The following is a 12,693-nucleotide window of genomic DNA, read 5'->3' as shown; positions in this document are numbered from 1 at the left end:
GCGGGGGGCCCCGGGGGGTTCCCGGGGTGGGCGGCCGGTGTCCGGCTTCGGCCGGAAGGACACCGGCCGCCGACCGGTCAAAGGGGGCGGCCCGTCAGAGCGGGATGTTCCCATGCCGGCCGCGGGACTCGGGGATGGCGGCGAAGGCCGCCACCAGCCGCCGCCGGGTGTCGGCGGGGTCGATGACCTCGTCGATCACGCCGAGGGAGAGCGCGCGATCGACGCCGCCGGCCACCCGGCGGTGCTCCTCGACGAGCGCGCCGCGCAGCGTCTCCCGCTCGGTCTCCGGGGCCGCGGCGAGCCTCTTGCGGTGCAGCACGTTGACCGCGGGTTCGGCCGCCATCACGGCGACCTCCGCGTCCGGCCAGGCGAAGACGGCGTCGGCCCCCAGGGAGCGGGAGTTCATCGCGATGTAGGCGCCCCCGTAGGACTTGCGGGTGACCAGGGTGACCCGGGGCACCACGGCCTCGCCGAAGGCGTGCAGCAGCTTGGCACCTCGCCGTACGACTCCCTCCCACTCCTGTCCCACCCCGGGAAGGTAGCCGGGAACATCGACGATCACGAGGAGAGGCAGCCCGAAGGCATCGCAGGTACGAACGAACCGGGCGGCCTTCTCCGCACTGAGGGAGTCCAGGCAGCCGCCCTTGCGCAGCGGGTTGTTGGCGACGACGCCGACGGCGCGTCCACCAAGCCTGCCGAGGCCGATCACCATGTTGGGCGCCCATTTCGGCTGGAGCTCCTCCAGCGCGTCACCGCCTCCGTCGAGGATCCGCCGGAGCAGTGGCCGCACGTCGTACGCGCGGCGCGGCTGGTCGGGGAGCAGCCCGGCCAGGCCGGGGTCGGCCCCGGCGGCCTGGCACGGGTCGAACTCGCCGGGACGCGCCAGCAGGCCGGTGATGCGGCGGGCCCGCAGGTAGGCCGCGGACTCCGACTCGGTCACCACGTGGACGACACCCGACTTGCGGGAGTGCACCTCCGGGCCGCCGAGCCCGGCCATGTCGATCCGCTCGCCGGTGACGGTGTGGACGACGTCGGGCCCGGTGACGAACACCCGTCCCTCCTCCGACATGATCACGATGTCGGTGAGGGCCGGCCCGTAGGCCGCCGCGCCCGCCGCCGGGCCCAGCACCACCGAGATCTGCGGAACCCGTCCCGAGGCGCGGATCATGGCCTGGAACATGCGCCCCACTCCGTCCATGGACTCCACACCGTCGGCCAGGCGAGCGCCGCCGGAGTGCCAGAGCCCGACCACCGGCCACCGGCGGACGACGGCCTCGTCGGTCGCCGAGGCGATCCGCAGCGCGCCGTCCATGCCCAGCGCGCCGCCCATCGTGGTGGCGTCGGTGCAGTACGCCAGCACCGGAGACCCGCCGACCCGGCCGCGCACCGCGGTGACGCCGCTGCCGTCGGGTTCATGCGCCGGGACCGTCGACCCCTCGTCCAGCAGCCGGGCCAGCCGTACCAATGGGGACCGGTGGTCCGGCGCCACCTCGGTGGTGATCGTCATCGTCGGCTCCGTTCCGGTGCGAGGGTGGGGACAGCGGCGAGCAGTTCCGTGGTGTACGGCTCGGAGGGGCGGGCGAACACGTCCGCGACGTCTCCCGTCTCGACGATCCGCCCGTCCTTCATCACCGCGATCCGATCGCTGACGTGGTGGATGACGCCGAGGTCGTGCGAGATGAACAGCATCGCCACCGCCAGGTCGCGTTGCAGTGTGGCGAGCAGGTCGAGGATCTGCGCCTGGATCGAGACGTCGAGCGCCGACACCGGCTCATCGCAGACGATCACCTCCGGTGACGGGGCCAGCGCCCGGGCGATGGCGACCCGCTGCCGCTGGCCGCCGGACAGTTCGAGCGGGTGGCGTCCCGCCGTGGCCGCCGGCAGCCCGACCTGGTCGAGCAGCTCGACGACCCGGTCGCGGCGTTCCCTGCGCCGGGCACCGGTCAGGGCCACCGCCTCGCCGACGATCCGCCCGACCGGGTAGCGGGGGTCGAACGAGCCGAGCGGATCCTGGTAGATGGCCTGGATCCGGCGCCGCCTCGTTCTGCGGTCGCGCTCGGGCACGCCGCTCCACGGCTCGCCACCGAGCCGTACGACACCCTCGTCGGGTTCCAGCAGGCCGAGCGCGATGCGGGCGGCGGTCGTCTTGCCCGATCCGGACTCGCCGACCAGACCCAGCGTTTCTCCCGCTCTGAGCTGGAACGACACATCCCTGACCGCGTCCTGCCAGCCCCCGTCGGGGGTGCGGAACCGCTTGGAGAGGCCCTCGGCCGCCAGCACCACGGCCCCCCGCTCGCGAGGTTCCGGCCGCGCCGCGGCGGGCCGGGCGGGCCGTGGTACCGGCGCGAGGACGCGCGAGGCGGGATGCCGGCACAGGACCCGATGCCCCGCCTCGACCTCGGCGGGATCCGGGAGCTTGTCTCGGCACTGCTGGTCGGCGTGCGCGCAGCGGGCGGCGTACGGGCACCCGCCCGGTCCCGGCGCGGGCCGCCCGGCCGCCGCGACGGACAGCGCCGTGCCCTTGGCGTGGGCGGCGGGCACGGCGGCGATGAGCGCCTGGGTGTACGGATGCCGGGGATCGGCGAGCAGCCGGGCGGCCGGGCCCTCCTCGACGATCAGCCCGCCGTACATGACGGCGATGCGGTCGGCGAGCCTGGACACCACGGCCAGGTCGTGGCTGATCAGCAGGAGGGCCGCGCCGCTCTCCGTCAGCCCGCGCAGCAGCGCGAAGATCTGCGCCTGCACGGTGACGTCCAGCGCGGTGGTGGGCTCGTCGGCCACGAGCAGGCGCGGTCCCGCGGCGATCACGGACGCGATGAGCGCCCGCTGCCGCAGACCGCCGGAGAGCTCGTGCGGGTGCTGGCGCGCCCGCCGGGCCGGGTCGGGGATGCCGACGTCGGCCAGCAGCGACAGCACCCGCTCGCCGATGCCCGCCCGGTCCACGACCCGGTGGGTGCGCAGCGTCTCGGCGACCTCGGCTCCGACGGTCCTGAGCGGGTCCAGCGACACCAGCGCGTCCTGGAGCACCAGGCCGATCCGGCGGCCCCGGACCGTGCGCCAGCCCGACTCGGTCAGGGCCGTCAGGTCGTCGCCCTCGAAGGTGAGCCGGCGGGCACTGACCGAGGCCCGCTCGCCGGCCAGGCCGACGAGGGTGCGCGCGGTGACGCTCTTGCCGGAGCCCGACTCCCCGACGATGGCCAGGCACTCGCCGGGCGCGACCGCGAACGACACGTCCCGCACCGCGTGGATCCGCTCGCCGTCGAGATGGAAGACGACGTCGAGTCCTTCGACCACGATCACCGCGTCCTCCTGGTGAAGCGGCTCTGGGCGGAGCGGCCGATCACGTTCACGGCGATCACCGTGGCCGTGATGGCCGCCCCGGGGAACAGCCCGATCCACCAGGCCGTCTGCAGGAAGTCACGGCCCTCCGACAGCATGGCTCCCCATTCCGGTGCGGGCGGCCTCGTGCCGAAGCCGAGGAAGCTCAGCCCGGATCCGGCGATGAGCGCCGTGCCGAAGCCGACGCCTGCCAGCACCAGCAGCGGGCCGAGGGCGTTGGGCAGGATGTGCCGCACGATCAGCGTCGAGCGCCGCAGCCCGAGCCCGCGGGCCGCCTCGACGTACCCCGACCTGCGCACCACCAGGGCCTCGGCGCGGACGACCCGCGCGTACCCGGGGGCGAAGGCGATGGCGATGGCCAGCACCACGTTGGCGGTCCCGCCGCCCAGGACGGTGATCACCAGCAGGGCGACCAGGAGCTGGGGCAGTGAGAGCAGGATGTCGGCCACCCGCATGACCGCCTGGTCGGCCAGGCGCCCGCCCAGCGCGGCGGCGAGGCCGAGCACCGCTCCCCCGATGACGGCGAGACAGGTCGAGCCCAGCCCCAGGAGCAGGGACGGCCGGGCGCCGTGGACGACCCGGGTGAACAGGTCGCGGCCGAGCTGGTCGGTGCCGAACCAGTGCTCGGCGCCGGGTGGTAGCAGGGCATGGACGGGATCGATGGTGATCGGCGAGGACGCGGCCAGCAGTTCCGGCGCGAGGGCGGCCAGCGCGATCGGGACGAGCACGGCCCAGGCGAGCACCGACGGCCCGCGCCGGACGGCGAGCCCCCAGCGGGCGGGGATACGGACGGAGAGCGGCGCCACGCGATCACCCGGCCCGTAGCCGCGGATCGATGAGCGCGTACAGCAGGTCGACGACCGTGGAGATGAGGACGAACACGAAGGCCGACAGCAACACCACGCCCATCACCACCGGCATGTCCTTGTTTCCCACCGCCTGCAGCGTGAGCGCGCCGATGCCCGAGCGGCCGAAGACCGTCTCCACCAGGACGGCGCCGCCGAGCAACGTCCCGACGAGCCATCCCGTGAGGGTGGCGAGCGGCACCGCCGCGTGCCGGAGCGCATGACGTAGCCGGACGGCGGTCTGGCCCAGGCCCCGCGCCCGAGCGGTGATCGCGAACGGCTGCGCCAGCGCGGTCTCAAGCCCCTCGCGCAGCACCTGCGCGAGGACACCGGCGATCGGCAGGGCCAGGGTGAGCGCGGGCAGCACCAGCGCCGCCAGGTCCTGCGCGCCGATGACGGGGAAGAGCCGGAGCTGGAAGGAGAACGCGGTCAGCAGCAGGATGCCCAGCCAGTACGAGGGCAGCGAGACGGCCACCAGTTCCCAGGCCGTCGCCGCGGCCCGCACGCCGCGGCGCCGTCCGGCCGTCGCCACCGCCGACACCAGCGCGATCAGGACGGCGAGGGCGATCGCGGCCGCGGCGAGCTGCACGGTGGCGCCGAGCTGGTCGCCGATCAGCTGCCATACCGGCCGCTGGAGCTGGTACGAGGAGCCCAGGTCGCCGGTGACGACCTTGCCCAGGTAGCCCAGGTACTGGATGAGCACCGGCCGGTCGAACCCGAACTCGGCCCTGATGTGCTGCCTGACCTCGGCCGATGCCGTGGTGGCCGGCCCCAACAGGGTCGCGACGGGGTCTCCCGGGATGAGCTGGAGGGCGACGAAGGCGAGGGTCGCGGCGCCGTACAGCACCGCGAGCCCTGCCCCCAGCCGCTTGGCCAGAGTCCTCACTGCGCCGTCTTGGCGAGCCACACGTCGTAGAACAGCGGCCAGGCGTTGGAATCGAGCGTGAGCCCACGTACCTGCTTGCCGAGGCCGAGCACCTGCGACTGGGTGTAGACGGGGATCACCAGCGCGAGGTCGACGGCACGCTGCTGGGTCTTGCCGTACACGTCCTTCCTGACGGTCTCGTCAAGGGTGGCCCGGCCCTGGTCGGTCCACGTGGTCAGGTCGGGGTCGTTGAGGAACGTGGCGTTCTGCCCGCCCTTCTGGGGCCGGCTGGCGCCGTTGAACAGGAGCCACAGCACGTCCGGTTCGAAGCGCGACCAGCTGTAGTCGGCCAGGTCGGCCTTGCCGCCGTAGACCCGCTCAAGGTAGGTGCCGATGTCGGCCTGGGGCCGGGTGACCTCGACGCCGATCTTCTTGAGGTCGGCCTGGAACGCCTGCCCGAGGATGTCGCGCTGGTCGCGCACGTACTGGGCGGGCAGCAGCGGCCAGTCGACGACCAGGCGCTTGCCGTCCTTCGTCCGGTAGCCGTCGGCGTCCCTGCCGGTCCAGCCGGCCTCGTCCAGCAGCTTGCCGGCCAGGGCCTGGTCGTACGGCCAGCTGTTCTCCAGCGCCGCGTTGTAGCCGGGGGTGGTCGGCGCCAGCGGGCTCCACGCTCTGGCGAACCGACCGAAGTAGAGCGCCTTGACGTTGGTGTCGACGTCGACCCCCCGTTGGAGCGCCTTGCGGACCTTCTCATCGTTGAGGGGAGGCTTGGAAGCGTTCAAGTAGATGCTGTAGTTCCCACCGGGATAGTCGGCCTTGAGCAGCGAGAGGTCGGCGTTGGCCTCGACGGTCTTCGCGTTGGCCGGCGGGATCGCCGCGGCGACGTCGATCTGGCGGCTGTTCAGCGAGCCGACCCGGACCGAGGCCTCCGGCAGGAACCGGACGGTCAGCTTGTCGAGGTAGGCGGGACCTGTGTGGCCACCGGTGCCGGGGGCCCAGGCGTAGTCGGCGTTCCTGGTCAGGACCGCCTCCTGGCCCTTGGTGTAGCCGGTGAACACGAACGGTCCGGTGCCGACGCCGACGGCCCCGCCGGAGCCGAGCGTGGCCGCGTTGGCCGCGATCGTCTTCGGCGAGTAGAAGCCGAGGTAGGCCGTGCTCGCGGCCTGCAGGAACGGTGCGAAGGGCGCGGAGAACTCGACCTTCACCGTGTGCGGGTCGACGATCGTGGTCCCGGTGTAGGGACCGAGGAGGTTGGAGGCGAGCTGTGACTTGGTCGCGGGGTCGGCGATGCGATCGAAGTTGACCTTCACCGCTTCCGCGTCGAAGGGCGTGCCGTCGTGGAACTTGACGTCCTTGCGGAGGCGGAAGGTGTAGCTCTTGAGATCGGGAGCCACCTCCCAGGACTCGGCGAGCCACGGGTGGAACCTGCCCGAGGAGTCCTCGGCGATCAGTGAGTCGAAGACGTTGCGGAGGATCGCCCCGGTGATGTCCTGCGAGCTGACGTGAATGTCGAAGGAGACCGGTTCGGTGTCGGCCGCGAAGGTCAGCGACCCGCCCCTGACGGGAGCGGCCGACACCGAACCGCTCGTGCCGCCGGAGGGGGTGGCGGGCGAGCCGCAGGCGGCCAGCAGGAGCATGGCGCCGGCCATCACCCCGATTCTGGTTCGCGACGACAGCCCGAATTTTTTGAGCACGTGCATTTCACCGCTCCGGCGGGTTGGTAATAGAAGGAGTCGGAATTGACTTTTGCCGAAAGATTAAACCGGGGTTCGCGCCGGAAACACCCCTAGTAACCCCTAGCCGGAAATTCCATTGGCCAGTGGATATCGGGGAACGGAGACCCGCAGCCCGATGCGCCACCCCTGGGGGGTGCGCCGCAGAACGTCGAGGTAGTCGCCGTTGTGCACGCTCCCGTCGGGAAGCACCGCGAGGTATCGGCTCCGCGCCCTGACGACACCGTCGCCGTCCACGAAGACGTGCGTGTCAAGGGTCTGGTGGTCAGGCCCGTGCGGCCTCAGGCTCAGCGCGAACTCGCCGATGGCGGGCAACCCGCGCACGGAGCGCCCGGCTCCCCTGGTCAGCTTGATCACCGCGTCCTCGGTGAACACCCGGCCGAGGTCGGCGACCTCTCCGTTATCGAAGAGGTGGGAGAACAACGCGAGCGTCCCGCGAATGCCGGAAACGTCCTCCAGTGATAATTCATCCATTTATCGGCGCCCGTTCAGGAGATCTGCTGGATGATGCCGAGGCGGTCCGGAAGAACGTTGTACCGCACGATCTTCCCGTCCTTGAACGTTATCCGGCTGACGCTGTTTCCAATGAAATGCCGTCCGCTCGCGGGGACGCCGAACAGGGGAGCGCGGTGGACGCCCTCGATCCGCCAGAAGACCACCACCCGGTCGCCTTCCGCGATCAGGTCCGTGACGGTGGCCTTGACGTTCTCGACGGTCTGCCAGACCCCCCGGATGTGGTCGCGGAAGTCCTCCCTGCCTCCGGGTCCGGCTCCCGGCGGGATCGTCTCGTCGACGGCGTCCTCGGCGATGATCTCCTCAAGCAGCTCCGGGCGCCGCAGAGTGATCAACTCCTCGTAGAGGCGCCGCGCCACGTCCTTGTTCGTTTCCGTGCTCATCGTGAGACTCCTATCTGGGCGTGTCGCCCGGGAAGGCGGGCGGGAGCAGGATGCCGTTGTTGGCGCTGAGGCCGCCGTCGACGGGGATGGTGACGCCGGTGACGTACGACGCGGCGGGCGAGGTCAGGAACCAGACGACCTCGGCCTGCTCGCGTGGCTCCGCCCAGCGCCGCTGCGGGATGCGCTCGGTCACCGCCGGTCCGAGCGTGGGGTGAGACAGTACGCCCGCGGTCAGCGCGGTCACCGTCCCGCCGGGGGCGATGGCGTTGACCCTGATGTTCTCCACCGCGTAGTCGATCGCCGCGCCGCGCACCAGGTTGATCACCGCCGCCTTGGAGGCGTTGTACGCCCAGGTGAGCGGATCACCGCCCAGGCCCGAGACCGACGAGGTCACCACGATCGAGCCCCCACCCGCCGTTCGCAGGGCCGGCAGCGAGGCCCGGATGCCCAGCGCCGTGCCGCGCACGTTGACGGCGAGGATCCGGTCGAACCGTTCGATGGCCCCGGGCGACTCCAGGGGCCCGGCGCCGCTGATCCCGGCGTTGAGCACCACCGCGTCCAACCGCCCGAACTCGCGGACGGCGAGGTCGACCATGGCGGCGTTGGTCTCCTCGGTGGACACGTCCCCGACGAGCGGGACGACGCCGTGGAGGGCGGAGAGCTTCTCCAGCCCCTCCCCCGCCACGTCGACCGCGACGACCCGGACGCCCCTGTCGGCGAACAGCTCCGCGGTCGCCCTTCCGATGCCGGACGCGGCACCGGTGACGACCGCTACCTGAACACTCATGCGTTCCTCTCCTGTGTGGACGGGACGAGCGCGTCGATCCACGAGCGGACCGCCGCCACCGTCGTCTCGGAGTGCTCTTCGAGCACTGTGAAATGGTCGCCGGGCACATCGACGGTCTCGTGCGGCAACGGCCAGAAGGCCCGCCAGTCGAGCCGTCCGGTGGGGTCGACGACGGTGCCGCGCAGCGGCTCCTCCGCTCGGACGACGAGGGTCCTGGCGCCGATCGGCTTGGGCTGCCAGTCGGCCAGGATCCGGCCGTACGCGCCCATGGTGGTGAGGCTCGCGTCGCTCCAGACCATCCGGTAGCGCTCGATGCGCTCCACCATCCCGGTGAGCATCGCGGCCAGCCACCAGTCCCGCATGCCCTCCAGCGTCGGGCTCTCGATCGGGTAGGAGTCGATCAGGACGAGCCCGGCCGCCGGGATGCCGCGGTTCTCCAGCTCGGCCGCCACCGAATGCGCGATACAGCCGCCCATGGACCGGCCGAGGATCACGAACGGGCCGTCGCCGACCAGCCGCTCCACCGTGTCGGCGTGCATCTGGACGAACGTCTCCTCGCTGTCGGGCAGGAGGTCGTCCGGCGCGTATCCGGGCGACGGCACCACGTGGACGTCCCGCTCGCCGCGCATGGCGTGGCCGAAGCGGGCGTACTCGTGCGGGCCGGAGATGGCGCTGACCGCCGGGAAGCAGACCAGCGTGACCGGCGCGTCGCCGGAGGCCAGCCGGATCGGCGAGATGGCGTGCCGGGCGGCCTCCGCCGCGCCGAAGCTCGACCGCAGGTGGGAGACCACGCCGATCAGCTCGGCGGCGGCGGCGAACTCGCCCCGGCCGCACAACTGGCGGTAGAGATCGGAGAGCGGCCCCTGCCCTGCCGCCGAGGTCTCCGCCGCGGGCACGTCGGGCGTGGGAACGCTCGCGAGCTCCGGTAGCAGGTAGCCGACGAGGGCCTCGGGCGTGGGGTGGTCGAAGGTGACCGTCGCGGGCAGCCGCAGGCCGGTCAGCGCGTCCAGCCGGTTGCGCAGCTCGACGGCGGTGAGCGAGTCCAGCCCGAGGTCGTTGAACGGGCGATCCGGCACGACGGCCCCGGCCGACGTGCCCAGGACCGCCGCCACCTCCGCCGTGACCACGTCGAGCACGGCTTGAGCGTGCTGTTCCTCGGGCAGCCTGGCCAGACGGTGGGCCAGCGCGGGGCCGGTCGCCGTGGAGGTCCTGGCCGCTCGCCGTAGCGGCCTGACCAGATCGCGCAGCAGCGGGGGCGGTTCCGCTCCGCCCGCCCGCAGCGCGGTGAGGTCGAGCGGGGCGGGGACGAGGAACGCGTGGTCGAGCCGGAGCGCGGCGTCGAACAGCGCCAGCCCCTCCTCGTCGGCAAGGGCCCGGATCCCGGCGCGCGCGGCGCGGGCACGGTCGGCGTCGGTCAGGTGCGCGGTGACGCCGCTCGGCCGCGCCCACATACCCCATGCCAGCGAGAGCGCGGGCAGTCCGAGAGCCCTGCGATGTACGGCCAGTGCGTCCAGGAAGGTGTTGGCCGCCGCGTAGCCGCCCTGTCCCGGCCCGCCGAGGAGCGCGGCGACGGAGGAGTAGAGGACGAAGGCGGCCAGGTCGTGGTCGCGGGTCAGCTCGTGCAGGTTCCAGGCGGCGTCGACCTTGGGACGCAGCACGTCGTCGACGCGGTCCGGCGTGAGCGAGGTGATCACGCCGTCGTCGACGATGCCGGAGGTGTGCACGACCGCCGTCAGCGGATGAGCCGCCGGGATGCCGGCCAGCACCGCGGAGAGGGAGTCCCGGTCGGCGGCGTCGGCCGCCACGACGGCGACCCGCGCGCCGAGCCCGGCCAGTTCCTCGCTGAGTTCGGCGACCCCGGGGCCCTGCTCTCCCCGCCTGCCCACGAGCACCAGATGGCGGACTCCGCGCACGGCCACCAGGTGCCGGGCGAGCTCGCCCGCCAGGGCGCCCGTGCCCCCGGTGATCAGCACGGTCCCCTCGGGGTTCCACCGCCGCCCCTCGGTGTCCGGTGCCGCCATCCGGGCGAGCCGGGGGGCGAGCACCCTGCCGTTCCTGACGGCCACCTGTGGCTCACCGGAACCGAGGGCGGCGGCGACCGCCTCCCTGACGGCGTCGGCTGACGCGTCCGCGACATCGACGACGACGATCCGGCCGGGATGCTCGGCCTGCGCGGACCTGACCAGCCCCCAGACCGGTGCCGTCACGACGTCGGGACTCTCCTCCTCCGCGGTGGCCACCGCGTTCCTGGTCACGACGACAAGCCGTGACGACTCCGGCTGTCCGGGAGAGAGCCACTCGCGCAGGAGCCCGAGTACCCGGTTCACCTGATCGTGCACGGCGGCCGGCAGATCGGCCGGCTCGAACTCGGTCCCCGGCACGAGGACGACGTCGGGTTCCGGACCGGTCCGCGGGGTCGCGACGGCCACCTCCGCCCAGGTCAGCTGGAACAGCGCGTCGCGTTCGGCGGGCCGGGCCGCCCGGAGCTGTCCGGCCGAGATCAGCCGGGCCCGAAGGGAGTCGACGGTCGCCACCGGGGTGCCCGAGGCGTCGGCGGCGTGCAGGGACAGCTCGTCCTCGCCGTGCAGCGTCAGCCGGACGCGCAGAGCCGCCGCCCCCGAGGCGTGCAGCCGTACGCCGCTGTAGGCGAAGGGCAGGCGGTTCTGGCCGGGTGGGCTGTCGCGCAGCCCGTGGTGGGCCGCGATGTGCAGCGCCGCGTCGAGCAGGGCGGGGTGGATTCCAAAGAGCCCCGCCTCCGCCCGCCGCGGCTCGGGAAGTTCGACCTCGGCGAAGAACGCGTCCGCCGCGCGCCAGGCCGCTCTCAGTCCCTGGAAGGCGGGCCCGTACGACAGACCGGCCTCGGCGAGTACCGGGTAGACGTCGTCGATCTCGACGGGTGTCGCGCCCTCCGGCGGCCACACCTCCAGCGATACCGGCTCCTCCCTCGGTGCCGTCGCGAGGAATCCCGCGGCGTGCCGCGTCCACTCCGCTCCTTCTTGGGCCTCGGCGGGGCGCGAGTACACCGCGACGGAGCGACGGCTCGCGTGGTCGAGCCCGCCGACGGCGACCTGGACGTGCACCGCCCCGCGTTCGGGGAGCACGAGGGGGGCCTCGATCACCAGCTCGTCCAGGGTGTCGAGACCGACCTCGTCACCGGCCCTGACGGCGAGCTCCACCAGGGCGGTGCCCGGCACGATGACGGTGCCCATGACCGCGTGGTCGGCCAGCCAGGGATGGGTCCGCAGCGAGAGCCGCCCGGAGAGCAGGGTCGCGTCGACGTCGGCGAACGCCACGGCGGCGCCCAGCAGCGGATGGTTCGCCGGGGCCAGCCCCAGACCCGAGGCGTCTGCCACTCCCTGCGGCGCGGATTCGAGCCAGTAGCGCCGGTGCTGGAAGGCGTAGGTGGGCAGGTCCACCTTGCCCGCACCGGGAAAGACCACCTCCCAATCGATCGGACTGCCATGCACGAACGCGTGACCCAGCGCGGTCACCACCGAGACCTCCTCCGAGCGCTCCCGCCGCAACACCGGAACCACCACCCGCTCCGGCGACAACACCTGCCGCGCCATCGCCGACAACACCCCATCAGGACCCAGCTCCAGGAACGTCGTCACCCCCACCGCGTCCAGCACACCCACCGCGTCGGCGAACCGGACCGGCTGCCTCACCTGCCGCACCCAGTAGGCCGGATCACCCAGCTCACCACCGGCCGCCGCCCGCCCGGTCAGCGTCGACACCACCGCGATCCGCGGCTCGGCGAACCTCACCGCCTCCAGCACCCGCCGGAAGTCGGCCAGCATCGGGTCCATCCGCACCGAGTGAAACGCATGACCGACCGTCAGGCGGCGGGTCCGCCGTCCCTCGGCGCTGAACCCGGCTGTCACGGCCGACACCAGGTCCTCATCCCCGGAGACCACCACCGACGAAGGACCGTTCACGGCCGCGATCCCCACCCCACGCGTACCCGCCGGCTCCGCCAAAGTGTCCGGCACTCCGATCGCGGCCTTCGTCGTACCGGCCGCCCCCGGAACATCCGGGATATCCGGGGTCTTCGCCCTGGCCAGCCCTGCCAGAGCGTCGAGCACCTCCCGCTCGGTCGCCTCGATCGCGGCCATCGCCCCACCGGCCGGCAGCGCCTGCATCAACCGGCCCCGCGCCGCCACCACCCTGGCCGCATCCGCCAGCGACCACACCCCCGCCACATGAGCCGCCGACAACTCCCCAACCG

General features: G+C 72.6%; 9 protein-coding genes. All 9 read right to left on the bottom strand.

Going from position 1 to position 12,693, the window contains the following annotated elements:
- Positions 1–94 precede the first annotated feature (94 nt).
- Positions 95–1,507, bottom strand: coding sequence for an acyl-CoA carboxylase subunit beta (locus ACWD3H_RS46775; RefSeq protein WP_451959671.1), 1,413 nt, complete (start codon positions 1,505–1,507; stop codon positions 95–97).
- Complete coding sequence (locus ACWD3H_RS46770) at positions 1,504–3,300, bottom strand: dipeptide ABC transporter ATP-binding protein (RefSeq protein ID WP_451959670.1); 1,797 nt, start codon at positions 3,298–3,300, stop codon at positions 1,504–1,506. The genes ACWD3H_RS46775 and ACWD3H_RS46770 overlap by 4 nt, the downstream gene beginning before the upstream one ends.
- On the bottom strand, positions 3,297–4,145 hold the full coding sequence (locus ACWD3H_RS46765; RefSeq protein ID WP_451959669.1) for an ABC transporter permease: 849 nt from the start codon (positions 4,143–4,145) through the stop codon (positions 3,297–3,299). The genes ACWD3H_RS46770 and ACWD3H_RS46765 overlap by 4 nt, the downstream gene beginning before the upstream one ends.
- A 4-nt stretch (positions 4,146–4,149) precedes the next feature.
- Positions 4,150–5,070, bottom strand: a complete 921-nt coding sequence (locus ACWD3H_RS46760; RefSeq protein WP_350966128.1) for an ABC transporter permease — start codon at positions 5,068–5,070, stop codon at positions 4,150–4,152.
- Complete coding sequence (locus tag ACWD3H_RS46755) at positions 5,067–6,698, bottom strand: ABC transporter substrate-binding protein (protein WP_451959668.1); 1,632 nt, start codon at positions 6,696–6,698, stop codon at positions 5,067–5,069. Before ACWD3H_RS46755 ends, ACWD3H_RS46760 begins: the two co-directional genes overlap by 4 nt.
- A gap of 147 nt (positions 6,699–6,845) precedes the next feature.
- Positions 6,846–7,256: a nuclear transport factor 2 family protein gene (locus ACWD3H_RS46750; protein WP_355565776.1), complete on the bottom strand. Its 411-nt coding sequence runs from the start codon at positions 7,254–7,256 to the stop codon at positions 6,846–6,848.
- Between the two features lie 14 nt (positions 7,257–7,270).
- Positions 7,271–7,678 carry an ester cyclase gene (locus tag ACWD3H_RS46745; protein ID WP_350926061.1) on the bottom strand — a complete coding sequence of 136 codons (408 nt, stop codon included), beginning with the start codon at positions 7,676–7,678 and terminating at the stop codon, positions 7,271–7,273.
- 10 nt (positions 7,679–7,688) lie between these two features.
- The gene (locus ACWD3H_RS46740; protein WP_451959667.1) at positions 7,689–8,465 is read right to left on the bottom strand and encodes an SDR family NAD(P)-dependent oxidoreductase; all 777 of its coding nucleotides are present in this window, start codon (positions 8,463–8,465) and stop codon (positions 7,689–7,691) included.
- On the bottom strand, positions 8,462–12,682 hold the full coding sequence (locus tag ACWD3H_RS46735; RefSeq protein ID WP_451959666.1) for an SDR family NAD(P)-dependent oxidoreductase: 4,221 nt from the start codon (positions 12,680–12,682) through the stop codon (positions 8,462–8,464). Before ACWD3H_RS46735 ends, ACWD3H_RS46740 begins: the two co-directional genes overlap by 4 nt.
- Positions 12,683–12,693 lie beyond the last annotated feature (11 nt).

This window comes from Streptosporangium sp. NPDC002607 (assembly GCF_053592655.1).
The sequence above is the reverse complement of the archived record's forward strand: the minus strand, read 5'-3'. Positions and strand labels throughout refer to the sequence as shown.

Excerpts from the sequence above, each read along its gene's own strand:
- ACWD3H_RS46740 (WP_451959667.1), bottom strand. The coding sequence starts at position 8,465 with ATGAGTGTTCAGGTAGCGGTCGTCACCGGTGCCGCGTCCGGCATCGGA.
- ACWD3H_RS46745 (WP_350926061.1), bottom strand. The coding sequence starts at position 7,678 with ATGAGCACGGAAACGAACAAGGACGTGGCGCGGCGCCTCTACGAGGAG.
- ACWD3H_RS46755 (WP_451959668.1), bottom strand. The coding sequence starts at position 6,698 with ATGGCCGGCGCCATGCTCCTGCTGGCCGCCTGCGGCTCGCCCGCCACC.
- ACWD3H_RS46775 (WP_451959671.1), bottom strand. The coding sequence starts at position 1,507 with ATGACGATCACCACCGAGGTGGCGCCGGACCACCGGTCCCCATTGGTA.
- ACWD3H_RS46750 (WP_355565776.1), bottom strand. The coding sequence starts at position 7,256 with ATGGATGAATTATCACTGGAGGACGTTTCCGGCATTCGCGGGACGCTC.